This is a genomic window from Nostoc sp. UIC 10607 (assembly GCF_047228265.1).
Classification (GTDB): domain Bacteria; phylum Cyanobacteriota; class Cyanobacteriia; order Cyanobacteriales; family Nostocaceae; genus Nostoc; species Nostoc foliaceum_A.
In genome coordinates this window covers 57,951-83,146 of record NZ_JBIQNW010000009.1, presented here as the reverse complement: position 1 = coordinate 83,146, position 25,196 = coordinate 57,951, and the positions used below count along the sequence as shown (strand labels likewise).

General features: G+C 42.0%; 22 protein-coding genes. 9 read left to right on the top strand and 13 right to left on the bottom strand.

Annotation, left to right across the window (positions count from 1 at the left end):
• Positions 1-28 precede the first annotated feature (28 nt).
• Positions 29-577, top strand: coding sequence for a hypothetical protein (locus ACEYW6_RS11055; protein ID WP_412979751.1), 549 nt, complete (start codon positions 29-31; stop codon positions 575-577).
• A 65-nt stretch (positions 578-642) separates the two neighbouring features.
• Here the strand turns inward: ACEYW6_RS11055 and ACEYW6_RS11050 are convergent, their stop codons facing one another.
• Complete coding sequence (locus ACEYW6_RS11050) at positions 643-1,800, bottom strand: extracellular solute-binding protein (RefSeq protein WP_412979750.1); 1,158 nt, start codon at positions 1,798-1,800, stop codon at positions 643-645.
• 356 nt (positions 1,801-2,156) lie between these two features.
• Between ACEYW6_RS11050 and ACEYW6_RS11045 the strand changes: the two genes are divergently transcribed.
• On the top strand, positions 2,157-2,528 hold the full coding sequence (locus ACEYW6_RS11045) for a hypothetical protein (protein ID WP_412979749.1): 372 nt from the start codon (positions 2,157-2,159) through the stop codon (positions 2,526-2,528).
• Positions 2,529-2,753: 225 nt separating this feature from the next.
• Here ACEYW6_RS11045 and cobT read toward each other — a convergent pair whose 3' ends face one another.
• From cobT to ACEYW6_RS11030, 3 genes are all read right to left on the bottom strand, one after another.
• Positions 2,754-3,911: a nicotinate mononucleotide-dependent phosphoribosyltransferase CobT gene (cobT, locus tag ACEYW6_RS11040; RefSeq protein ID WP_412979748.1), complete on the bottom strand. Its 1,158-nt coding sequence runs from the start codon at positions 3,909-3,911 to the stop codon at positions 2,754-2,756.
• A gap of 69 nt (positions 3,912-3,980) precedes the next feature.
• Positions 3,981-4,721, bottom strand: a complete 741-nt coding sequence (locus ACEYW6_RS11035; RefSeq protein ID WP_190889530.1) for a DUF2232 domain-containing protein — start codon at positions 4,719-4,721, stop codon at positions 3,981-3,983.
• Between the two features lie 13 nt (positions 4,722-4,734).
• Positions 4,735-5,436 carry a Crp/Fnr family transcriptional regulator gene (locus tag ACEYW6_RS11030; protein ID WP_190890082.1) on the bottom strand — a complete coding sequence of 234 codons (702 nt, stop codon included), beginning with the start codon at positions 5,434-5,436 and terminating at the stop codon, positions 4,735-4,737.
• 540 nt (positions 5,437-5,976) lie between these two features.
• On the opposite strand from ACEYW6_RS11030, the gene ACEYW6_RS11025 reads away from it, so the two are divergent.
• Complete coding sequence (locus tag ACEYW6_RS11025; RefSeq protein ID WP_412979747.1) at positions 5,977-10,050, top strand: hypothetical protein; 4,074 nt, start codon at positions 5,977-5,979, stop codon at positions 10,048-10,050.
• Between the two features lie 443 nt (positions 10,051-10,493).
• Complete coding sequence (locus tag ACEYW6_RS11020) at positions 10,494-11,147, top strand: sugar transferase (RefSeq protein ID WP_190890085.1); 654 nt, start codon at positions 10,494-10,496, stop codon at positions 11,145-11,147.
• 82 nt (positions 11,148-11,229) lie between these two features.
• Here ACEYW6_RS11020 and ACEYW6_RS11015 read toward each other — a convergent pair whose 3' ends face one another.
• The 7 genes from ACEYW6_RS11015 to ACEYW6_RS10985 all read right to left on the bottom strand — a co-directional run bounded on the left by ACEYW6_RS11015 (position 11,230) and on the right by ACEYW6_RS10985 (position 18,601).
• On the bottom strand, positions 11,230-12,066 hold the full coding sequence (locus tag ACEYW6_RS11015; protein ID WP_412979746.1) for a carbohydrate ABC transporter permease: 837 nt from the start codon (positions 12,064-12,066) through the stop codon (positions 11,230-11,232).
• 244 nt (positions 12,067-12,310) lie between these two features.
• Positions 12,311-13,351, bottom strand: a complete 1,041-nt coding sequence (locus ACEYW6_RS11010) for a catalase family protein (RefSeq protein WP_412979745.1) — start codon at positions 13,349-13,351, stop codon at positions 12,311-12,313.
• Between the two features lie 37 nt (positions 13,352-13,388).
• Positions 13,389-13,964 carry a 5-formyltetrahydrofolate cyclo-ligase gene (locus ACEYW6_RS11005; protein WP_412979744.1) on the bottom strand — a complete coding sequence of 192 codons (576 nt, stop codon included), beginning with the start codon at positions 13,962-13,964 and terminating at the stop codon, positions 13,389-13,391.
• Between the two features lie 72 nt (positions 13,965-14,036).
• Positions 14,037-14,981, bottom strand: a complete 945-nt coding sequence (locus ACEYW6_RS11000) for a GDP-L-fucose synthase family protein (protein ID WP_412979743.1) — start codon at positions 14,979-14,981, stop codon at positions 14,037-14,039.
• A gap of 24 nt (positions 14,982-15,005) precedes the next feature.
• Positions 15,006-16,085, bottom strand: a complete 1,080-nt coding sequence (gene gmd, locus ACEYW6_RS10995; protein ID WP_412979742.1) for a GDP-mannose 4,6-dehydratase — start codon at positions 16,083-16,085, stop codon at positions 15,006-15,008.
• 501 nt (positions 16,086-16,586) lie between these two features.
• On the bottom strand, positions 16,587-17,345 hold the full coding sequence (locus ACEYW6_RS10990) for a sugar transferase (RefSeq protein ID WP_190890087.1): 759 nt from the start codon (positions 17,343-17,345) through the stop codon (positions 16,587-16,589).
• Positions 17,346-17,458: 113 nt separating this feature from the next.
• Positions 17,459-18,601, bottom strand: coding sequence for a glycosyltransferase (locus ACEYW6_RS10985; RefSeq protein WP_412979741.1), 1,143 nt, complete (start codon positions 18,599-18,601; stop codon positions 17,459-17,461).
• 137 nt (positions 18,602-18,738) lie between these two features.
• On the opposite strand from ACEYW6_RS10985, the gene ACEYW6_RS10980 reads away from it, so the two are divergent.
• The 3 genes from ACEYW6_RS10980 (at position 18,739) to ACEYW6_RS10970 (ending at position 21,096) form a co-directional block, all read left to right on the top strand.
• Positions 18,739-18,918: a hypothetical protein gene (locus ACEYW6_RS10980; protein WP_196513403.1), complete on the top strand. Its 180-nt coding sequence runs from the start codon at positions 18,739-18,741 to the stop codon at positions 18,916-18,918.
• Positions 18,906-19,844, top strand: a complete 939-nt coding sequence (locus tag ACEYW6_RS10975) for an NAD-dependent epimerase/dehydratase family protein (protein ID WP_412979740.1) — start codon at positions 18,906-18,908, stop codon at positions 19,842-19,844. The genes ACEYW6_RS10980 and ACEYW6_RS10975 overlap by 13 nt, the downstream gene beginning before the upstream one ends.
• 376 nt (positions 19,845-20,220) lie before the next feature.
• Entirely contained in the window at positions 20,221-21,096 is an 876-nt protein-coding gene (locus tag ACEYW6_RS10970) for an SMP-30/gluconolactonase/LRE family protein (RefSeq protein ID WP_412979739.1), read from the top strand.
• A 43-nt stretch (positions 21,097-21,139) separates the two neighbouring features.
• On the opposite strand, the gene ACEYW6_RS10965 is transcribed toward ACEYW6_RS10970, so the two are convergent.
• On the bottom strand, positions 21,140-23,314 hold the full coding sequence (locus ACEYW6_RS10965; RefSeq protein ID WP_412979738.1) for a DEAD/DEAH box helicase: 2,175 nt from the start codon (positions 23,312-23,314) through the stop codon (positions 21,140-21,142).
• A 189-nt stretch (positions 23,315-23,503) separates the two neighbouring features.
• Between ACEYW6_RS10965 and ACEYW6_RS10960 the strand changes: the two genes are divergently transcribed.
• Positions 23,504-23,941, top strand: a complete 438-nt coding sequence (locus ACEYW6_RS10960; RefSeq protein ID WP_412979737.1) for a DoxX family protein — start codon at positions 23,504-23,506, stop codon at positions 23,939-23,941.
• A 22-nt stretch (positions 23,942-23,963) separates the two neighbouring features.
• A complete protein-coding gene (locus tag ACEYW6_RS10955; RefSeq protein WP_412979736.1) occupies positions 23,964-24,530 on the top strand; it encodes a DUF2808 domain-containing protein in 567 nt (188 codons plus the stop codon).
• Positions 24,531-24,601: 71 nt separating this feature from the next.
• Here the strand turns inward: ACEYW6_RS10955 and ACEYW6_RS10950 are convergent, their stop codons facing one another.
• Positions 24,602-25,180 carry a Uma2 family endonuclease gene (locus tag ACEYW6_RS10950; protein ID WP_412979735.1) on the bottom strand — a complete coding sequence of 193 codons (579 nt, stop codon included), beginning with the start codon at positions 25,178-25,180 and terminating at the stop codon, positions 24,602-24,604.
• Positions 25,181-25,196: the final 16 nt, after the last annotated feature.

Genomic DNA, 25,196 nt, shown 5'->3' with positions numbered 1-25,196 from the left:
ATGCCTTAATTACGAATTAGTATCAGCTATGCATATACCTAAATTGTGCGATGCCTGCGGCGGGCTGCGCCAACGCCAGACATCATTTTCATTACTCCTAACCATTAGCCTCGCGACTTTACTAGCGCCGCCCTCGTTAGCGCAAACCCCCTCAATACCGTCGCCTTCTGATGCGCCTTTAGAACTAGACTTATTGACTAAGCCAAAAGATTATGTAATCACAGCTAATACCATAAACCCAGAACGATTAACCGTTCCCAGTTTATGGTGGGCACAACAAAACTCTGAGAGAAAGCTATTAGATAATTGGATAGCATATCCAGCTTCTGAACAAGAACCTGCACGAGTAGACTTGATCGTGAATCAGCAAATTTGGAGCCTACTAGAGTATGTAGAGCGCTACGACTTCGTGAATCGCTTGGGTAGCACTGCACGGAACTTTGGTTACAACGTCCGGGTATTTAACTATCAAAAAGAACCCTTAGCAACCTACACTTGCAACTTTAGTACAAGTCCAGCTTTATGCAGTATCCAAACAAATATCAAAAACAAGATAGGGTTACAACGTTTACTCTAGTCAGGAGTTAGAGGATGGGGAATTGGGAGCAAGGGGAAAATTCCTCTCCTCTACCCAATGCCCAATTAAACTTTAATTTTGGCGAATAAAGACTCGTATTGTTTTATTGCTGATGGAGGTAAAGGAAGCAAAAATTCACTTTTATCAAAAACTTCGCCATCGCTCTGTAATAAGCTCAATAATGGTTTTGGGATATCGGAAGCGGCAATATTTGTAGAAATTGGTGAATTACTTTTGGTCAGCACAGAAATTTGTTTAGCTGTGCTTGGTTGCCAACAAAAATCAATCCATTGATCTGATAAAGTAACCCTAGGAATACCTGCGGGACGTACCCACAAGTCTGCCCAGATTGCTGTTCCTGATTGGGGAATAACTGCGCCAAGTTGCGGATAAGCTGCCAAAACTGGCAGTACATCGCTTGACCAACCAACCGCTAGCCAAGTATCTCCCATAATTAGAGGTTCCAAGTAGTTATTGGAACTGTATAACTTAACCTGTCGGTTTAATGTCTGTAATTCCTTTTCCAAGTCTGGTACTTGGTCAAGATTCTCTGTATTGTAAGATTTTCCTAGCTTCTTTAAGACCAGACCAATAACTTCTCGTGGTTGATTAAGTAGGGAAATGCGCTGCTGCACTTCATCCCGCCACAAATCACTCCAATCTTTGGGCATCCATCCTAATTTTCGCAACTTGTCACGGTTATAAACAATCACCGTGCTACCCCACCTGTAAGGTGCACCCCAGACCTTCCCTTGAGTATCCAAGTTACCTTGGTCGTTGCGCGTTACTAATTTCTTCCACCTTTCATCTAAAGCAGACCACTGCTTTAATTGGTTTCCCTGTACCTCTTGGAGTGGTTGAATCAATTTTTGCTCAATAGCTGCTTTTAACCAGTAATCTCCCAATGTCACTAGGTCTGCATCAGCCGTTTGTTGACCTTGCATAAAAGGTATAAAGCGACTCCATCCCTGCTCATCAGTGCTTTTTGGTTTCTGCTGCCAATTCTGTAATTGCTGAAATAAATCCTGTATCTGCTCAACTGGAGCAAACTTTAATTGCACCTGTTGCTGCAAACCTTTGTGGAATTGATTAACTATCTGGCCAGGTATAGAACCTTTTAATAACTTTACTTTTAGTTGCGTCTGGTTGTTTCCACCACAACCAAAAAGCACTTGTGAAAGTGCCAATGTACTTGTACCTAGCAAAAAAGACCGTCGATCCATTGATTTTGGATTTGAGATTTTTGACTATACCTAATATTAAGCAGATATTCACCAGAGGCTGACTAACTGAAAAAGTGTAGTTGGGGAGTTATTAGTATTTTTTCTTGGTAATATCGCTAATTTTGACTATTTGAGTCAAATTAATGATTTTTTCGGCAATTAATTGCCTCAAGTTAGTTTTTTCTCCATAATTTTCCTCATTAGTACTTATGGTCAAACTTTACTTATATTTAGAAGTAATGATTTAAATTTCACTTTTGCACCAAAAATTATCAATACTTAAATAATCCCTAAGTATAGTTAACATTGAGAGTCAATTGAATAACATAAAGAGAATGTACGGATGAGGGTATTAAATGGAGCCATTACAGAAGCAAATCCTGAATTTAAGCGAAAAACTGGATGCGCTCTGCCAAGTGATTGAGCAGCTTGATGGTAAAGTTGCTCAAGCTTTCTCAGAGTGTTCTTTAGCGAATACACAAGCAAAGCATAATTATCAGGAAAATGGTGCGGCTGGAGGCTACCAGTTCAAAGGACGTAACAATTTCAATCCAGAAATGGAGCACAAGGATGTATTGACAGATGGCATGTATCTAGACATGCATCGTCAAAGTGGAGATAACATAACACCAGAAATTCAAATACAACGACTGACAGCGCAACTAACGGCAGCATACAATCGCATTGCTGCCTTAGAAGAACAATTACTCAGAGAGAGAATTCATTAAATTTAACCTGAGTTAAACGAATAAAAAAATGGCTGGAGGTAGCGAAGGTAAGCCTTTAGGTTCAATGTCGAGTGATGGCTTTGTAAGAATATATTAAGTATAAGCAATTAATCCAGCTATCAAATTGATAAATTTCTTGCTAGCACTTGATGACAATCCTGGGTGGAAGTTTTTAATAAAGCGCAGAGGGACGTAGAGTCCTACCAAATTTAATTGGCTACTTCCTTAATTAAATGCTGTACTTAGCCGTTCAAGTTGGGCTTCAATGGCTGCCAAAAGTTGGTTTTGCTGCCAATCTTGGCTAAGATGAGCGGCTATGCAAGCGGCTCCAGCACCCATACCTTCTTTCACAAAGCCCTGTTCATAAGCTCTCAGTTGGGGATAACGAGAATCAGCAAAGCTCAGATCAGTTGCTAATAAGGCAGGGGTTCCTCCACTCTGAGTTAAGTTGCCTTTTCCTAAGCTGAGAGCTAGGTCAACTGTAGCGCCAGTAGGGTCTTCTGCCACCCAGCGAGTTGTGCCTACAACGACTGCTTCTGGTTGCCATGATAAAGCATAAGCTTGAGCGATCGCACTTATCAGAGCATAAACCGCCAGCATTTGTGTTCCACCAGCAAGCATTACACCACAACTACGACTAGCAGCGATCGCCATGCCAGCTACCACCACTTGCATGGGATCACCCACAGATGCGACGAGTTGTAGGGGGTCAAGTAGAGACGCGGGAAGAGTTTTCTCAGTGTCTCTACTTGACCCCCTCATCTTCTCCAGCCCCGCTTCCACTAGTGCCCACTTTTGTGCATGGTTACATATAGGGTGGCTACTGTTAACTTTTCCGGCAGCATCTATACCCAAACCAGTTAAGATTGCCAGGGCAGTTGTAGTGCCTCCAACGACGCACTCACCAAGAATCACATACTTATGTTGGATATTGGCAGCAAGGCGTTCTCCCCAAAGTAGCCCTTGTTTAAACAAATGGTGTACCGTTGTAATTTCCATAGCAGCACCACCACTTAAGCACTGAGCAGGAGCGCCATCCAAATCAATTACTGGAACAGCAGGAGGCTGGGGTAAACCAGCATTAAACAAATGAACTGGTATCTTTAGTGACTCAAAAACAGCGCGAGAAATCAGCACAGGTGAAGCCCCGGCTGCTAATGGTGGTAAGGGATATTGAGCTTTATGTTCTGGCCCGTAATACAAAAACTCGGCATCGGCACAAGCAGTATATTTCCGATCCTCTGGAGTACGACCGGCTGCTGAAATCCCTGGAATTAAACCAGTTTCAGTAAATCCTAAAACACATGCAAATACGGGTAGACAGCCACGATACTGTCGAAGCCATTCTTCACTCTGTTCTTTTTGGGTATAAATACTAATCATTTGGAAAGTTAAAAGTTAGGAATTAGGAGTTAGGAGTTTAATTCATAACTATTAACTCACAACTCCTGACTATCCTTCATAATCCATGAGGACTTGTACCCAGCGTGGTGGCCGGGGAATGGGGTTACCCAGGCGGTCAAAAAGCAACCATGATGCCAGATGTACGATAAAAAGATAGATAAAGTTGTTTAGTACAATTAGAGCGATCGCTCCCACTTGAATCAAAAATACACTGGGACTCGCTAACAAACTCAGCTTCAAAAATACCCACTCTATGAACTCAGTCACCTGGGTAATTACATAAATCCACAAGTCTTCACCTGACAAAACAGACAGCAACCACAGCCGAAAAAATACTCCCAAAGTACCCAACATCGTACCCAAGGTGATAGAAACAATCCAGGGAACACGACGACGATACCACGTTGCTCCTAAAAGCACGCCCATAAACCCGTAGGGCATGACAAACAGCAAACTGCGGGCTGGCCCCATCAGTACCGTTAGCAGTAACCCGGAGGTGAGTGCTGCCATCCATGCCGCGCGTTTGCCCCAACGCAGATAAACTAGAGCGATGGGCACCGGAAAAAATATCCGCAAAACAGGCCCCAAGGGAAAGTAAAAATTAATAAACCAAATTAAGCTAGCGGTACTGGCTAAAAACGCCGTTTCCACCATCCTCAAGGGTGCCTCAGCCTTGAGTTGAGGAGGCATTAACTGCTGTTCTTTGTCTAACCAATGATTGTGGGGAGTTGGAGATTCAGGGGATGGATCTTCCTCCGGCTCATCTGGCAGAGAATCTAAAATACTCATATCTGACAAGTTCTTAAACGATCATTCTTTCTAAGGCTGACAAATCAGGAATACAAATAGTGTCTTGATCCCGTTTAATCAAGCCTTTTTTTTCTAGCCTTGTCAACACTCGTGTCACTGTTTCTCGGGCCAGTCCGCTCAAACTACTCAATTCCCGATGGGGTAAATTGGGGATTTCGGTTCCGGTTTGCCCTTTTTTTCCCTGTCCTTCTGCCAAAAATAACAACGTATCTGCTACCCGTGACTGGCTATCAGATTCCCGCAACCGCAATCGGCGATTTACTTGCCGCAAACGTCGTGCCATGAGTTGCGCCAATCGAACTCCTGCCAAGGGTTCTATCTGAAGTAACTTGACAAAATCTTGAGCAGGCATACTACCAATTACCGTCGGGGCCAAGGTAATCACATCTGTGGATCGAGGTACTTCATCTAGGGCCGCCATTTCACCAAACAATTCCCCTTTGCCAAGAATATTCAGCGTTACCTCTTTTCCTTCCAGATTGTAGGTGCGAATTTTTACCCATCCGTCCAGAATAAAATACACAGAACCGCCCCAGTCATTTTCTAGCAAAATCACCTGATTGGCTGGATGAGTGCGGGTAACAAGATGGATCAGGGCTGATTCCACAGCAGTTTCTGGCAACCCTTGAAAAAAGGGAGCCGAGGTGATCATCCAAGGATTAGCCTGTGCTTGCAAGCTATATCGGTCTTCCATTACAACATTTTTATTCAAGCTGCTATATACACACAACAAACAAGAGCGCCAGTTTCAGCCTAAGCCATCAAGGCACAGCTCCCTTTCAAAGAGAAAACTTAACTATGCTACATAAGAAAGCGACAATAACGTTTTTCTAGACAATTTTTACCTATAAGTTTAAACGGGATAAAAGTTTTGCAAAAAGTAGTTTATAGCCGGCGGTTGTATTGCTTAGGGGCTAGCTGCACTGCAAACTTGATTAGTTCAGAATATAGGCGAACAACATCAATGATACTAAAGGGAGTAAATTATTGCTCAGGTATTTTAGCGATTTTCAAAAATAGGCAATTAAATTAGCTGCAAAACTAAGCTTCTCACACAAACACTGACTGAAGATTGCCACGACTCCCAGTAATCCATAACATAATGACAGTCACAAGTCCAAGCAGCGGCTTTTGCCACTCAAAACTTCTCCTATGTAAGATCCTCATAGGGGTACGGTGATTGTAAAGTAATTGTCACATTAGTTGACATACGATTTTAGGTAAGGTGATAAAAGTGACTTCCAGTGCAGACGAAATTCAAAAGCTGATTGCAGACATTGACAACTTACTTGCCAGCGGTGGCAAACGCGTGTCTAGATTTCTGTCTGGTCAGGCGCAAGAGCCTAAAGAAGTTTTAGAACGAATTCGCAACTTCTTGGTCAGGCTACAAGAAAAAGAAGCATTACAGAAAGGCATCCCAAATCAGCCTTCTGAAGAACCGCGAACGCCTTTATTAACAAAATTTATTGATCAAGGTAATAACCAGTATCCATTACCGCAGCTCGAACCCTATCAGGAACAGAGCACTGTTGGGGCAGGACAATTAAAAAGTGAATTTTCGAGCTTGATCCAGCCATTGCGATCGGAATTAGAATTGCTTTTGCAAGAACGAGCGACTCTTATACAGGAAATTCGGCAGCTAGAGCAAAGGCGATTGCAAAACTACTCCTTAGCGCAGCAGTTGACAAACCAGGATCAAATGATTTCCGAGTTTTTACAGGTACTCATGAGTCGCCTTGTGCCAACTTTAACGCCACTTGCAGCACAAACTTGGGAAAATTCTGCCAGTTCTTCAGAAGGAATTAATCACGCAAACTCAGAACCAACAACCTCTGCAACTCAACCTTTGTTAGAATCACCAGATCGTGTAGAGAGGTTAACACATCTGGCCAAGGAGTTGGATCAACGTTTATTATCACTAGATGGGACAGTAAATGTAGTCTTTGAGGCACTACAGCGAAACATTAATACTTATTACGAATCCCTGTCGCAAGCACTGGCAAGAATGCATAGCAAGGGAATGCAAGGCGAACAGTTGATGGCCAGCTTTCTCAATAATTTGACCCAGCATTTGCAGCCAGAATCCCCTAGTTCTCAATCATCTTTGTTGGAGGTAGAATCTGAGACACCACAATCATTGACTGACCGAGCCGAGATAACTGCTGGAGTTGCGCCCCAACCTTTCGAGCCTATACAGCCAGAAACTTCATCTTCACTCACAATTAATTCTGAGCAACAGGAGACTACCCTCACAGAGGATCTAGATGCAGTGCTGTTGCAGCTTGGCTTAGACTCGTCAGAATCTTCTGAAACCCAGACCGAATTATCGCAAGATATTTCTGCGTTAATTGGCGATGAAGTAGACCAACTTTACGCCAGTTTGTTTGGTACTGGTGATGTGAATAATCCAAGCCTCGATGTTGCCACAAATGACTTATCTGCTTCCATAATCGCCGAGAGTCCATCTGTCCCTAAAACCGTGGATTCTGCGGTTGGAGGGGCAGATATAGGTCTTTCATCCCAAGATACTTTAGTAGAAACTACAGATTCATCATCAGAACCACAGGAAGAACTATTTTTTGAAGAGGATACTGATACAGGGTCGCTTCTTAGCAACTCTCTGCCACAAACAGACAGTTTTCCCGCACAAGTCGACACTCAGCCAGCTAGTGTTGATACAATTAATACCCTAACTGACCTATTGCCTAATGCAGGTAATGATCAGGAACTGCTGGAAGTATTAACCTCTGTGGAGGATGCCACAACTACAGCACCAGTTACTCCAGAAGTAGCAGAAGTAGCAGAAGTAGCAGAAATTGCGTTGGCAAAACCTACCGTACCCCTACAGGGAAGCAAGCTACGCGTAGCAGATGCACCAGAAGGTATCACCACACCGGAAGTATTAATTGCTGATCAGCCAGAACCGTTTTTAGATAACTACATTGCTGCTTCCCCCCAGGAAAACTTGCTTTCTGTTGAGTCAAATCAGGCTCCAGCCGTACCTGATATTTCTTTAGATGAAGAACAGTTGCAGCAATTAGATCGGGATTTGGCTAATTTTGATCGGCAGCTAAATTCTGAGTTGCAGCCAGCTACTAACTTGGATATTTCTCAGGTGCTGGTTACTAAAAATCAAGATATAATCCCCACAATTCCCCCTGAGCCGCAAACAGAAAATCTCCAAATAACAGAAAATACCTCAACTGCTGCTTTCTCCAGTTTGACAATTCCCCAGGTAGAAGCTGAACAAAAAAAGGAAGTCACAATTCCTGTTCAAGAAGGTTCTTTACCTTCAATTTCCAATTCCATCAACAATCCAGAAGCTTCGCTCAATGTTCTAGAATCAGTCTGGTATTTAGGAATTGATTTAGGTACAACAGGAATTTCTGCCGCATTATTAAATCGCTCGACTTTTGTTGTACATCCTATCTATTGGTCAGCAGAAAATCCTCCGGGAACAACTTCCTTCCAGCAATCATTTCGTTTACCAACAGAGGTTTATCTGCCTACAGCTTCTGTTCCCCACGGTGAAAACGAAAGTATCGAAGCACATGAACAGACTGCACCTGCGGCTGTTGCCCAAGATAAAGTACCTGAGCATTCAGCTACAACCCCTGCAACACCGAGATCAACAGCAGATTCGACAATAAACAATCTCTACTCGGCGCAGTTGAAGCCCTATTTACAAGTAGCCATTCCCTACAAGAGCGAACGGCAAAAATGGGAACCTGTTTTGCAATTAAATGAATTTTCGGCAGGCCCTTTGATTTGGGTTGTGCGATCGCTCTCTAAGCTACTGTTAACCCTCAAATCCGAAAAAACTTGTACTACCCCTAGTTTAATGGCTGCTGCTATGGGGATCAGCGAACAAGATTTCCCCAAGATTATCAATAATATTGCTGGTGTCATTTGCACCTGTCCATCTAGCTGGTCGGAACAATATCGCTTCAACGTGCGGGAAGCTTTACTCACCAGCAAACTCATCCAACATCCGCAGCAAGTCTTTTTTGTAGAAGAAGCGATCGCTAGTTTACTCCCAGAACTCGATGCTGCTAACGGTGAGCAAGTAAAATTAAGCGAACGTCAGGGTTCTCATCCTGCAAAAACCAGTGAACATTCCATTGTTGGCAACACCCTTGTGATTAACATTGGGACAACTGCCACAGAAATGTTGCTGGTAGATGTCCCAGAAACATTGCTGCAATTGACATACAATGATTTCATGCTCCACAGTTTTGCCTATGCTGGCAAAGGAATTGAACAAGATATTATCTGTCAGTTGCTATTGCCACCTAAATCTCGGCAAACACGCCCAGAAACACCAAGCGATGCCTGCGGCGGGCTACGCCAACGCAAAACTATCACCAGTAATCCTTGGCAATGGCAACCGTCAATTCCCGGTTTAGACCAAATGCGTTGGCAGAGTTTAGGGTTGGAAGAATTAGAACTACCCAGAGTCGGAGAACCAGATATCACCGCTCGGATTCGCCTCCAGCAGCGTCTAGAAAGTTCTCTGCTGGGACAGGCGGTATTAGATGCCGCACTAGCCCTAAAACTGATTTTGCAACACCAAGACTCTTTTACCCTGGAGTTGGCCGATCAGCAGTGGATTTTGCAACGACGAGATTTAGAAAGTCAGGTATTTATCCCGTTTGTGCGCCGCCTGAACCGAGAACTCAACAAGTTGTTGGTAGCTCGTGGCATCCCCACAGAATCCATTAATCAAGCTATCCTGACTGGTGGGGTGGCTTGTGTTGGGACGGTGAACCGCTGGCTACGGCAAAAACTCCCCAGCGCTAAGATTATTCAAGATTTATATCTCGGCGAAAACGGTGCTCCCAATTGTAGTCGGGTTGCTTATGGTTTGGCGATGCTGCCTCTACATCCCCAAATATTAGATATACCCAGGCAACAATACACTGATTATTTCTTATTTACAGAATTGCTGCGGCTGCTACCAGACCGATCCTTATCTTTTGGTGAAGTTATCCAGCTATTTGAGGGTCGTGGGATCAATACTCGCACTTGTCAGCAACGCCTCCTAGCTTTTTTGGAAGGTGAACTGCCTTCCGGTTTGATACCTTCAGCTACAGACTCAACCTGGCTCACCCAGAGTTCGCAAGAAAATTCTGACTATCAGGCGATCGCCGCTGCACCACTTTTTGAAAAACAAGGGAGTCTTACTTATCGTCCTAATTCCCAACAACTGTTGTCTTTGCGTCGCTATCTAGATGCGATCAAAGCTAGTAATCAGCAATCACTAGAGGAACCATATACGGTGAATTTCGCCTTAGAGGTTCATCATTGAGATTGGTGCATCATACTAAAAATAAGGATACTATTCAAAATTCAAAATGCTTATACCGATTACATCTAAGGTTGCTCCAGAACAAAGGGCTTAAGCCCTTTGTTTCACCAAGCTTGATTTTGTGCAGTTTCACAAAGAATTGGTATTACGTCATAAGCATTTTGAATTTTGCAAAGTACTACTAGTACTTCAGGACAGTAATTTTTTGGATGTGTACCCCTTACAATATATTTTTATCTGATGGGAGAAAATAATGTAAATTTACGAACTATCATTTTAATTAAAAGATTCTGTAAACTTTGGGTTTTCGGTTTTTCTATTTTTGAAAATTTGTGTATATTAACACTCAGTAGTAGTGACAAAAGCAGTAAAAATTGCCTAAAAATTATAGTCAGGTCTACACTACTGATGCAAAAAGCCATGTTGTAGATAAGTTAGTCCTTGTGAATCATCTTTATCTTTATTCAGTTAATTGCTCACAACAGCCTTTCCACCCGTCAACTTTAAGCGTGAGAAAACGATTAATTGACATTGTTGGAGCCATTGTAGGGCTGATAATTACATTCATGGTAGCAATTCCTGTAGCAATTGCTACCTTTGTTCATGAGCCAAATCCAATATTTTATTCCCAAATTCGCTGTGGTTTGAACGGAAAAACTTTCCGCATATGGAAATTCCGTTCCATGATCGTCGATGCTGATAAACTCAAGCATTTGGTTGAAAACCAAGCTAAAGGTCATATCTTTAAATCTGTTGACGATCCTCGCATTACTCCTGTAGGTAAATTTTTGCGGCGCACTAGCTTGGACGAATTTCCCCAATTTTGGAATGTTCTGGTAGGGGACATGAGTTTAGTTGGTACTCGTCCACCCACTCCTGATGAAGTCAGCCATTACGATCCACATCATTGGGATAGATTGCGAGTTAAACCAGGCATTACCGGAGAATGGCAGGCTAATGGACGCTCCAGCATTACAGACTTTGAAACCATTGTCAAGATGGATATGGAATATCAACGTAAGTGGTCTGTAACTTATGACCTGAGTCTGATTATTAAAACTATCTGGGTTGTATTTAAAAAAACTGGTGCTTATTGAATTGAGGCATTGGGTATGGGGAGAGAGATTTTTATGTTCTCGTTGTAGCTAAAGAGGCATGGGTGTCTATTTTTAATATCGTTTAACCTTTGACACCGCTACCAGTTTCCGTAGGTACGATATAACGTTGTAAAAATAAAAATAGTAATAATACTGGGGCGATCACAATCACTGAACCAGCAGCTACTAACCGCCAGTCAAGGGAAAATGTCCCTGCCAGCTTTGCGACTCCCAAAGGAAGAGTGTATAAATTTTCGTCTTGGATGATAATTAAAGGCCACAAAAAGTCACTCCAGGCACCAATGAATACAAAAATAGCTAAAGTTACCAATGCTGGGCGAACTGCTGGTAACATCACATGCCACCACAAACCTAACTCCGAACTTCCATCCATTCTGGCGGCTTCTTCTATCTCTTTGGGGACACTCATGAAAGCTTGGCGCAACAGAAAAATGCCAAAGGCAGAAGCCAAACTCGGAAAAATCATTCCTAAATAAGTATTTCTCAAACCCAACTGGACTGTCAAAATATAGAGGGGAATCATCACGATTTGGAAGGGAATCATAATCGTAGAGACGATCGCCACAAAAATCCAGTCTCGCCCTACAAATGACAATCTTGCCAACGGATAGGCAGCTAAAGCGCAAAACAGCAGATTTAAGCCCACAGTCAGCACTGACACCAAAGTACTGTTATACAGGTATTGCCCAAAAGGTAGAGAGTTCCACACACTAAAGAAGTTATTTAGCGTTGGTTGACTAGGCAATAATTGTGGCGGTGACTGAAAAATATTTTCCGTGGGCGATTTTAAGGCTGTACTAATTAGCCACAGTAAAGGAAAGAGCATCACCAGTGCGATCGCTCCCAAAAGCATATACATTAGCAGAATTTGCGATCGTGATTTTTTCCAGTTCAGCATTTGATTAATAAGGGAAATTATCTTTTCTTAAAATTAAATTATCTCTCACCACAAGCGGCGAGGGGTTAGGTACGAAGTGTAACGCACTCTGATATATAGATGTAGAGACGTAAAATTTTACATCTCTACAAAGTTTTGGCTGCATAACTAATAAATTTCACACATCAAATCAGCAACACTAGAAAATCGTATCTAATCAAGTTGGCAGCCTATCATCCTCCAGTTTTAAACCAAATTATAGTGGTTAATCTTCAACCTCTACATAAGGTTTTGGTTCACGCGATCGTTGGGCAATTTGTTCTCGTCGATACTTTGCAAGTTCGCTGTAAAGCCTCTTGCGAGAAAGATTCACACTTCCAACAGGCTCATGCTCTAGCAGTGTATGCCAAGGGGAAAACAATATACCCTCATCCAAGCGTTTCCGTTCTTCAAAGTCAAATTTTTGACTGGGAATGCGGACAGTCGCAACTTTAATAAACGGTGAATCTGCTTCTTGCCATTCATGAACGTGGTCTTCAATTGGTGTTTTTTGATCGTCTACATAAAACTGAATGAAAAAGTCAAAAGATGCTTCTCGACCTTCTTCAGTCAAATATTTGACCATCGCTTCTCGGAGGTAATTTTCTGATTCTGGAAGTGTTTCGGGTGGTTGTTCAGGTTGTTGAGATTTGACGGACAATTTTACAATGCGAGAAGCTCCTAACGTCGCTACCGCTTCGCTAACGCCAAACTTAAACGGAGCCATGCTCCAATATTGAATCAAAAGTGGATTTCCTACCTTCTGGCTGCCAATTTTTTGCAAGATAGCAAAGGCGTAAGCAAGTTCCTGCATCCGCTCTGGAGTAAGTTCTCCACTACCTGCTCTGGAAAGATCAGCGTAATCACGAACGTCTTTGGTTAAGAAAGTAGGATAATTGTTGAGTATAAAATCTTGAGTTTTTTCCTCATCATCCAGCACTTTTTGCCCGTCCACATTCATCACCTTGATGGCGATACCACGAACATCAGGCTGGCCATCGGAGTGGAATTTCCCACGCTTTTGAGGTGAACCACCACTAGAGAAACGAATCCACGCAGGATAAGTTTGGGAAGTTTTGAACAAACCTACTCTCAGTTCTTCAGGAAGATTGGGTTCAATAATAAACTCTCCCCAAAGGAGTCCATGACTTTTGCTATGAATTTGGCGGAGGTCTGGGCCGGTTTTTTGTTGAGCTTGGAGACTAGTTGCTATAATCTCGTCAATTATTGCTTCCTGCTCAGTGGTAGATGACGTTGGGTTAGTCATAAAACATTTGATGATGTGTCTTCATCATCCTGAATCCTCAGCCTTTTTGAGTCAATCCGGTTTCTGTAGAAACTGTTTGTAATGGTTTATCCCAAAGTTCAATAGGTATTTGGGACAAATAGGCAAACTCAAAGACAACTCCGATAGTCGGCTTTGTCTTCCATTGCGGCAAACTGAGCAAGCGATCATAATACCCGCCACCATAACCTAGGCGATATCCTTGATAGTCGCAAGCGACACTGGGGACGAGAATCAAATCTACTTCAGCCGGATCTAAGATTGGAGCATCGGGGTGTGGTTCAGTAATGCCATAAGCACCGCTTTGAACAGAATCGTTAGGTGCCCAAATATGCCAACATAGGGATTTATCAACGCAGCGAGGAAATCCCCATCGGTATTTGGTGTTTGTAAATAGTGGACTGAGGTCAGGTTCTTGACGAAAACTGAAATAAGCAAGTATTGTTTTTGCTTGGGTAAATAAAATAGAGTTTTGTAAATGAGAGCAAATGCGATCGCTTTTTTCTCTCCACTCTCGAACAGACATTGATTGACGTGTTTTGAGTAGAGTGCGGCGTAGTTCTGCTTTATTTAGTTGATGATTAACTTTGTCCATAAAAATTTATAGCATCAAACAAATAAGCTGGGCATCGCCCAGCTTATACCACCCTAATTCACTAGTACATAGTTATGCAGCGTGTTGACGATACCACTCAATGGTATTCTTTAACCCTTCTTCAAAGCTCACTTGAGCCGTGAAATTAAAGGCAAGCTTTGCCCGTTCAGTATCTAAACAACGGCGGGGTTGACCATTAGGCTTGTCAGTTTGCCAAACAATTTCACCCTTAAACTCCATCAATTTGCAGATTAGAGTTACTAAATCAAGGATGGAGATTTCATAACCCGTTCCCAAGTTAACTGGTTCCGATTCGTTATAAAACTGAGTTCCCATAACAATCCCTCGCGCTGCATCTTCTGAATACAGAAACTCGCGAGTGGGACTGCCATCACCCCAAACTGGGAGTTGCTTTTCTGCTTTAATTTGGGCTTCGTGAACTTTACGAATTAACGCTGGAATAACGTGGGAACTTCCTGTGTCAAAGTTATCTTCTGGGCCATATAAATTAACTGGCAGTAAATAAACCCCATTAAAACCGTACTGCTGGCGGTAAGATTGCAATTGGACTAAAAGCGCTTTTTTAGCAATTCCGTAGGGGGCGTTGGTTTCTTCTGGGTAGCCATTCCAAAGATCATCTTCTTTGAATGGCACTGGGGTGAATTTAGGATAGGCGCAGATTGTGCCAACACAAACGAATTTTTCTACTCCAGCTTGATAGGCAGCGTGAATTAGCTGAGTTCCCATGATCAAGTTATCGTAGAACAACTCAGCGGGTTTTTCAAGGTTCAGACCGATGCCACCGACATGAGCTGCTAGGTGGATAATTATGTCTTGCTGGTCAACTGCACGTTGGCTATTTTCCCAGATACGCAAATCACAATCGCGCGATCGCGTGATTGTAATCTTCTCACGATCAGCCCCTGCTTTACACAGTTGATCTATCACCTGACGACCTAGAAACCCCGACCCACCAGTGACGAGAATGCGTTTATTTTTTAGTTCTAAGGCGGTCATATTTATTATCCTCTGTGGTGCGAATCAGAAGTGCAAAGCGCCCAGTTCTTGACGAATAGTCGCAATATCATGTGGAAATTGCGAACCTTTTCCATTGGGTGAAGTGTGACCCAATGCTTGTAAGTCTGCTTCTACCATTAGAGAAACTAGTTCTTCAAAAGTTACTGATGGTGTCCAGCCCAACTTCTGCCGTGCTTTGGTAGAATCGCCAATTAACAACTCTACCTCAGATGGGCGGAGGTAACGCTCATCAAACTCTACATAATTTTGCCAATTGAGATTCACATAACTAAATGCCAGTTCTAAAAACTCCTTCACTGAGTGGGTTTCACCTGTAGCAATTACATAATCATCTGGCTGGTCTTTCTGCAACATCAACCACATTGCTTTAACGTAATCCTTCGCATAACCCCAATCTCGCTTGGCGTCTAGATTACCCATGTAAATCTTTTTCTGCTTACCAGCAACGATACCAGCCACTGCTCTAGTAATTTTGCGGGTTACAAAGGTTTCACCCCGCCGTGGTGACTCGTGGTTAAAAAGTATGCCATTACAAGCAAACAAATCATAAGACTCACGATAATTTACAGTTTGCCAGTGGGCGTAAACTTTCGCACAGGCATAGGGACTGCGGGGATAAAAGGGCGTTGTCTCAGTTTGCGGTATTGCTTGTACTAGACCGTACATTTCTGAAGAACCCGCCTGGTAAAATCGCACCTGAATTCCGGTACGGTGTTGATAGTCCCGAATTGCTTCCAACAGACGCAACGTCCCCATTCCTACAGCATCCACCGTGTATTCTGGTGAATCAAAGCTGACTCTGACATGAGATTGAGCACCCAGGTTGTAAATCTCTACTGGTTTGACTTCTTCTAAAATGCGCCGCAACGTTGTACCGTCTGTCAAGTCACCATAGTGAAGAAACAACCGTACTCCCTCTTTGTGCGGGTCTTCATAAATGTGATCGATGCGATCTGTGTTAAAGGTAGAAGTCCGGCGAATGATGCCATGAACCTCATAACCTTGTTCCAACAAAAACTCACTTAGATATGAACCATCTTGACCAGTAATACCAGTAATCAACGCTCGCTTCTGTTGCGTCATGCTCAATTATCCCTTATTGTCCTTGATTAAAAAGTTACAGCCAATCTGATACAACCTAGCAGCTAATTGCTGAATTGCATAATGGGAAACCTACGAGTTATTATTGTTAGGATACTTTTTCGGTAAATAGATATACTTAATAAAAAGTAATTTAACACGTAAGATCAACCTTAGATAGATCAAGATTGTTTAATTATGTATATTTCTTGTACTAGATAGATCAAGATTATTTTTGTGTACGTTATTGTTTGGTCAAAACTTTATATATCTCTAGTTTTGTGAAGACTGAATAAAATAAATATTTTAAATTAGACTTTTTTGGGCAAAAATCCGAATCAGAGCAAAGCAAAGTGTGTATTCACACTTAGAAAAGCCTGAGCTAGCTAGAAAGGAATATATATAACAACTATATAAACAAAGATGAACAGTGGTTCAGTCTTACGGCAAGAATTGGTATTTAGGGGCATTAATTGCCCCACAGAATCTACCCTAAGTAGTGACTCAGTATGCCCCGTTATTTTTGGGCAGAATGACCACATCAACAGTTTTCAAGATGATCCATAAATCAAGCCAGAAATTCCTAAATCGAGCATAATGCAGGTCTATTTGGACTCGCCGAGGGTAGGGAATATCATTACGCCCAGACACCTGCCACAAACCAGTAATTCCTGGACGGATTGTTAAAATCTCATCAATGTGACAACCGTATTTTGGCAGTTCTTCCGCTACTAAAGGTCGGGGGCCGACTACACTCATGTCCCCTTTTAAGACGTTCCAGAACTGGGGAAATTCGTCTAAGCTAGTAATTCGCAAAAATCGACCAATTTTGGTAATCCGGGGGTCTTGTTTCAGCTTAAAACTGCTTTCAAATTCTTGTCGCAACTCGGGCGATGTTTCCATCATTTGCATGAGGATTTCATCCGCATTGCTTACCATTGTTCGGAATTTAATACAATTAAACGCTTTGTAATTTTTCCCTACCCGTTCCTGGATATAAAAAATTGGCCCTTCTGAGCTGAAAGCAATCAGCAAGGTCAAAATTAAGTAGACGGGGAAGAACAAAATTAACACCGACAGCGAAAATACTATGTCGAACAGTCGTTTGGCAAACTCTCCGTTTAAACCCTGAAAAGATAAACCTTTGGGTTTAACTTTTGGCGTCTTTGTTTTTTGACCGCGTTTTAAGAAAGTACGCGTAGACGCTCTAGTGTCTTGCCGTACGCCTCGCTTGCCGGAGAGGAGTGAGCTCTGGGCAGTCATCATACTCCTTAATAATCCACACCACACATAGTCCCAATATTAAAGCCAAAATGATGTGCTTCTGGGGGGAAATTGCCAAAAGCCTAAAAAAAATCAGACATTAACCAAGACCATCATTCCAAAAACGGTCTTTTCTCGTTACACTTGTTTACAAAATCTAGATAACGATCTGCAAAAATTTCCGGTGAAAACTGCGCGGCGTGCGATCGCATATACTCGGAACTGAACGAACCCTCATACACTTCAAACTTTTCTACTGCCTCCACCAAAGCCGCCTCTGTTTGCGTCTTGAAGAATATACCTGTCCCTGTATCCGCATCAGAGCGAATATCTCGCACTGTTTCTAAAGCACCCCCTGCACCGTAGGCAATCACTGGCGTGCCACAGGCCTGTGCTTCCACTAGGGCAATACCAAAATCTTCACAAGCTGCATACACAAACGCCTTAGCCCTAGACATATATTTTTTTACCACATTATCGGGTTGCCATCCCAATATTTGGATATTGGAGTTTGCCATCTCGCGAATCTTGTTCATTTCATCTCCTGTACCAATGACTACTAATGGTCGTTTTAGTTGATTAAAAGCGTTGACAATCAACGATACTTGCTTGTAGCTCACTAACCGGGAAACTGTCAGGTAAAAGTCCTCTTTCTCAGACAGAAACGGAAATTCTGCAATATTCACTGGTGGGTAAATGACTGTTGCTTCTCGCCGATAGCAACGCCAAATCCGCCGAGCCGTGTGTTGCGAGTTGGCAATGAAGTAATCAACGCGATTGGCACTCAATACATCCCACTGGCGCAAACGATGTAATAAATATCGTGTCACCCATCCAGCGAAACCACGACCCATTTTGCTGTGACGCAGATAATCAAAGGTCAAGTCCCAGGCATAGCGCATAGGACTGTGGCAATAGCAAATATGCATCTGTTCGGGAGTGGTAAGGATTCCTTTAGCAACAGCGTGAGATGAAGACAGAATTACGTCATAATGCCGTAAATCAAGTTGTTCAATTGCCAAAGGCCACAAAGGCAAGTATTTTTGTATACCGTTGCGGGCATAGGGAAAGTCCTGAAGAAACGTCTTACCAATCTGACGCTTATATAAATAACTTTCAGGATTGCTGGATTCAAAATCGATGAGAGCATACAAATCAGCATCAATGTGATTCAAAATTTCTCGTACAACGAGTTCTGAACCACCGGTGGCTTTGGGTGTCAGCCACTCATGAACCAGAGCATATTTCAAGGGCACAGCTAACTTGAATAAATGGAAAATACAAAAGCCAACTTGATGACGTTAACTGAAAAGTTTCCCCTTGTGATTAATTAACGGGAAGCGCCCCAGATTAGCACATAAGACGCAATCTTTCCCTCAGAGGTTCCAGATGGATGCTGCAACCTGATAATCTCAGATTGGGCATTGCGGCTTGGGGATTGGGCATGGGACATTGGGCATTAGGCATTTTGATTATTCTCCTGCCTCTTAGCCTCTTCCCTAGTCGCCAGTCTCCAGTTCCCAATCCTTTGACGACAACTGATATAGAAATGGTGAATTTATGCGAATTTTAATTATGGGTGGTACTCGGTTCATTGGTGTCTATTTGACTCAACTACTAGTGGAACAAGGACATGAGGTGGTGCTGTTCAATCGTGGAAATAGACCAGCACCTTCTTTACAGGGAGTAGGACAAATTATAGGCGATCGCACTGATGCTACTCAATTAAAAGCAAAGTTATCACAAGAAAACTTTGATGTCATTTTTGACAATAACGGGCGGGAACTTACTGATACTCAACCACTAGCAGAAATTTTTCAAGGTCGAGTGCAACATTTTGTGTATATGAGTTCTGCGGGAGTATATCTCAAATCTGACCAATTGCCCCATGTAGAAGGTGATCCAGTAGATCCTAAAAGTCGCCATAAGGGTAAACATGAAACAGAAGCTTACTTGACTCAATTGGGATTGCCTTTTACCTCTATTCGTCCTACTTATATTTACGGGCCTCGTAATTATAATGAGTTGGAAGGCTGGTTTTTTGACAGAATTGTGCGCGATCGCCCCATTCCAATCCCCGGAAATGGCTTGCATATCACGCAGCTAGGTCATGTAAAAGACTTAGCACAGGCAATGACTCAGGTTTTGGGTAATGAACAAGCCATAGGACAGATTTATAATATCTCTGGCGATCGCTTTGTCACTTTTGATGGTTTAGCCCGTGCTAGTGCGATCGCGGCTGGGAAATCACCCGATGCTGTTAAAATCGTCCATTACGACCCGAAAAAGTTTGATTTTGGCAAGCGCAAAGCTTTTCCGATGCGGGTGCAGCATTTCTTTGCTTCGGTGAACAAAGCGCAAACAGAATTAAACTGGCAACCTGAATATGATTTAATTTCTGGGTTACAAGACTCTCTGGAAAATGATTATTTGGCTAATGCGAAAGACAAAGCTGATGTTGATTTCTCTGTAGATGAGGAGATTTTACAAGCTGTTTAAGAAGAAGATTTCCGACTTATCTAAGAGGATGTCTGAAAAGTTCTTTTGTATAGGCCTAACCCTTAGAGATCCCCCTAACTCCTCCTTTTTAAGGGGGACTTTAAGACTGTTATTCCCCACTTATTAAGGGGTTACGGGTGATCAAGAAATATTTGATACTTCTCAGACATCCTTTAAAAAGTTGGGAATCTGAGCATTAGTCAAAAGGATTAGTTTTTCTTTTACCTGGGAAAGACGCAATTCATCACGTCTTTAGTTTTTACTTGAATATAAATAATATTTTTGCCTGTTGTCTATAAGTAAGCAAACGTTTTTGAACGCATTGCGTCAATTTCACTGAAATTACTTTCTGTAAATGGTGTTGTTGGTTAATAAAATGAACAAGTTGCAATATCCACTCCATAATGTTCTAGAAGCCCGTGCCCGCTTAGGTGAAGGCCCCATGTGGGACTATAGCCAAAACCTACTGTACTGGGTCGATATTTTTAACCATCGGGTGCATCAGTTTCATCCTGCCACAGGGAAAAACTGCTTTTTTGATGTCGGAGATGTCGTAGGTGCGATCGCAACAGCAGGTGTAGATAGATTAATTATCGCACTGCGCCATCACCTGGCATTTTTCAACACCCAGACAGGTGAAGTTAATACCATTTTGGAAATTGAAGAAAATCTACCGGATAACCGTCTCAATGATGGTAAATGTGACCCTCAAGGTCGTTTTTGGTTCGGCTCAATGTGTACTTTGGCAAAACCCCAAGCTAGCCTCTATCGCTATGATCAAGACGGTTCATTGCATGTGATGGAAACGGAATTGACTATCTCTAATGGTCTGGGCTGGAGTCCCGATCAAAAGACATTTTACTTAACAGATTCTCCTCAGCAAAAAATATACGCTTACGACTTTAATTCACTAACAGGAAACATTACTAATCGTCGGATCTTTGTTGATTTAACTAATGAACCCTTCTACCCAGATGGGTTGGCAATAGATAGTGAAGGACATATTTGGTCAGCTATGTGGGATGGATGGTGTGTGATTCGTTTCACCCCCAAAGGTGAAGAGATATTACGGGTAAAGCTACCTGTACAATTGCCAACCAGTTGTACTTTTGGAGGCGAGGATTTGCAAACACTTTACATTACCACTGCTTCAGTTGGACTGAGCCAAGCAGAGATCGAAAAAAGTTTCTACGCTGGTGATTTGTTTGCTCTCGAAACTGATGTTACTGGATTACCTACTAATAATTTTTAGGAATTTTAGCAATTTTCAGGGAATTAAAGGATTTTACTGTTGTTTATTCTCTCCATGAAGCCACTTGCTGTTTGAGTTCTCTCATATCTAAATAATCGCTAGCAAAAGCTTTTCGTAAAAGTGGATGAGGAATAAATTGATCATACTTTTGAATTTCTGGTGCTTCTGAAGTACTAAGTAAATCTTCTGAGGTAATTCTTTGCTCACACAATGAAGCAATTTCATGATAAAGATATTTAAATTTATCCTTGCCTAATTTAATTGTTAAATAATAGGGATTTACTCCGCCAATACTTGTAATTTCTAACGATTCTCGACAGTAGGAGTTGAGTAATCTTTCTAGGGTGCGGTAAGCAACCGTACCCATCCACGGAAAGATACAGCATTTACCTTTTTCCAATAGCAAGATATTTTGTTTATCTAATCCAACTTGCTGCACCATTTGGCGGACTTGACGTAAACGTTGCAAAGCATTTTTTTGCAAATAACTATACTCGACATTATCAAATAGAACCTGTTGCATTCGTTGCAAAACTTTGGTGTGAATAGTACCACTACCACCACGCCAATAAATACTAGCTTTCCCCTCGGCTTGTTTAACAAAAATAGCCTTCTTTTTAAAGTCAATTTCTACGACTTCCCAAGTTCTCCCAGCTAAAGCAAATTGATTCCCAACAGCAGGCGGCGTGACAATACTGCCAATTTGCGTTGCACCTTGCTTAACAATATATTCTTGCTGTTCAGCAAAGACAGCATAAAATTGGAATTTTCTTACAATCTTTTCTCCTACTAAACCCAAGATTAACTTACCTTGTTCAGTATGCTGAATATGACCAATATCAATTAAATAGCGTAGTAATAATTGGAAATCCTCTTTGGAAATAGCAGTAAAAGGCGGCAGGCTAAAAACTTGTTTAGCTAGTGCATTAGGTGAAATTTCCCCCATTGCTGTTAAAATACTCATTGTTTGGTGATAAAGCAAACTCAAAGGATATTTAATCGGTCTGATTGGTTCAATCCATTGCTCCTCTAAATAAAGTTGAATAATAGCGATAGACTGCAAAAGTTGCCAGGGTATTTGCTCTGGTAGAGAAGCTTCTGATAATGGTTTATCTTCGGCACAGATAAAGCGCATATCGGCAGCTTCACCTCTTCTGCCACTACGTCCTAAGCGTTGTAAAAAGCTAGCTACAGATAAGGGTGATTCTAACTGAATAACTCGCTCTAAATGACCAATATCTATGCCTAATTCTAAAGTGAGAGTGGCGGCGGTAACTGCTGGATTGTTGGGTTCGCGCATCACGTTTTCAGCAGCTTGTCGCAAGCTAGCAGATATACTCCCATGATGCACATGATATATATCTGGTAGCCCTTGTTCTGTGGCAATTTGTCGCAAAGATGCGATTACAGATTCGGTACGCGTCCGATTATTAGCAAATATTAGGCATTTACGAGATTTGCTGAGGTTGAAAATATATTTTTCATAATCTGTTGCTTCTGATTCATCTACTTCATCAGTAATATAAAAATGTTCTACAGCCAGTTTAATTTGGCGTTTTATCCCGTCAGTTTTCGGTGTAATGACTGGCTTATGTGTTCCTGAACACAACCATTCTTCAGCTAGTGAGTAATCACCAAGAGTTGCCGACAAACCAATACGGCGCGGTTGCTTTTGCGTCAAGGTTGCTAAACGTTGTAATTGGCAAATAATTTGACAACCGCGTTCTGAACCCATAAAGGCGTGAATTTCATCAATGATGACAAATCTTAAGTCACCAAATAAGCGAATGAGGTCGTTATTTTTGTTAATTAACAAACTTTCTAGAGATTCTGGTGTAATTTGGAGAATGCCTTGAGGATTATTTAAAAGCTTGTTTTTGCGACTTTGAGGAACATCCCCGTGCCAGTGCCAAACGGGAATATCTGCTTCTTTAAGTAAGTCGTTGAGGCGCTCAAATTGATCGTTAATTAAAGCTTTGATTGGACTAATATATAATGCCCCTATAGTTGCAGCAGGGTTGGCATGTAACAGAGTCAAAACTGGGAGAAAGGCTGCTTCTGTTTTACCCGCAGCAGTTGCAGCAGTAACGAGCAAATGAGCATCGGTGTCAAATATAACTTGACAAGCAGCAATTTGAACTGGCCGTAATTCAGTCCACTGGTGATGATAAATATATTCTTGAATGAAGGGTGCAAGTCGGTTAAAGGCATCGCTCATATTTTTATGAATAATTGGATTAAAGAATCAGTCACTTACTTGTAAGATGTGATCGGCAATTAGATAAATATCTTAATTAAGTGGGATTTTAGAAAATTTTGTCAATTTTTCCTCCTATTGACTCAAGTCAGGTTAACATCTGTGAGTCAAACTTAAGTAATAGACACAAGTATATAATGAGTCAAAATCATGAATAAGTATAAGGAAGTATTACGAGTAATTCTTGCTATATGCATCATTGTGGTTGGAGTGACACACTTCCTTGTTCCAGAAGAATATGCCAAAATTGTGCCGCCGCAACTACCTTACCCTTTAGGATTAGTTTATCTGAGTGGCTTTTATGAAATTTTGGGTGGTATCGGCTTATTAGTCCCGCCTGTAAGTCAAGCTGCGGCTTGGGGACTTCTTGCTCTTTTTATTGCTGTTTACCCTGCCAATATTAATATGGCGGTTAATCTTATTAAGATTGAACATATACCAAATTCACCTTGGCTACACGTATTCAGACTTCCCTTTCAAGCAGTTTTAATTGCTTGGGCTTGGTGGTACACGAAATCTTCTGATTGGGAAAAACAAGCTTCTATTATTCCCAAGTCACTCATTCCTAAAGAACTAAAATTGAAATGAGTGCGTTTTTTATATCTGAATCATGCGTGTTGCAACTTTGTTTGGAATAACACTCTCGTTAGCAATTGGTATTGGGGGAGTAACCGTTCCGGTGACTCAAGCGGTGCAGCTTAGAGATGGCACTGTCTACTTTGTCCAACCGCCGAAACTTGTTGAGGCGACGACTACTTATAAAGATGTGAATGTTTGGGGCGCAACTTACTATTTCACGATTAACGTGCCGGAGAATGCTGGAGAATCCCTCCAGAAAGTAACGATCGCACAAAAAGAAGGAGCAGAAAACATCCGCTATGATCTTGATGATACCCGCGCCTTTGTCGGAACGAGCGAGCGCAAAGAATCTCGGCTAACACTAGGCCCAGTCACCAGGGAACGCGAGACGCGCACAGTTACTGTGAACTTTGAACCGCCTTTAACTCCGGGACAGACAGTTACAATTGCCCTCCGCCCTGTGAAAAATCCCAGCTTTTCTGGTGTCTACTTACTGGGTGTGACAGCGTTCCCGGTGGGTGGGAAATCCCATGGACAATTTCTCGGCTTTGGACGGTTTCAGTTTTACAACAATAGAAGTCACTGGTGGTTTCCATAAGCATTACGATGTCAATGCTACGAACAACGCTGTAACCCACATTTCGCAGGTGCGAGTGCGATCGCAAATATTTATCCCCAGATTATTTGTAAATTTAAAATAAATCCTGGTAAAACATCTTCTCCCGATAATTCTTGGGGAGATGCTAGTGTTTCTATTGGTTTACCAATACGATAGATTTCTACCTGACGCATTTTCGGATTAATTAACCAGCCTAATTTAACTCCGTTATCGATATATTCCTGCATTTTGGCTTGCGTTTCTCGCAAACTATCACTTGGTGAAATTAACTCTAAAACAAAATCTGGAGCAATGGGCGGGAATTTTTCTTGTTCTTCAGGTGTGAGTGCATTCCATCTCTCTTTTCTTATCCAAGCTACATCAGGAGAACGGTTTGCACCATTGGGAAGTTTAAAGCAGGTAGAAGAATCAAAGCAAATTCCTAGTTTAGTTTGGCGATTCCAAATCACAAAATCTGCCGAAATTTCTGAGTTGCGATTTCCTGTTTCTCCGCCTGTGGGTGGCATTATTAGTAGTTTTCCCTCTGCATTCCGTTCAAATTTGACTTCAGGATTTTCCCGACAGAGTTGATAAAATTGGTTGTCGGTAAGTTGAATGATGGGGTTCAAGTTGACGGTGATAGCTGTCATGGGGATTATCTTGAGG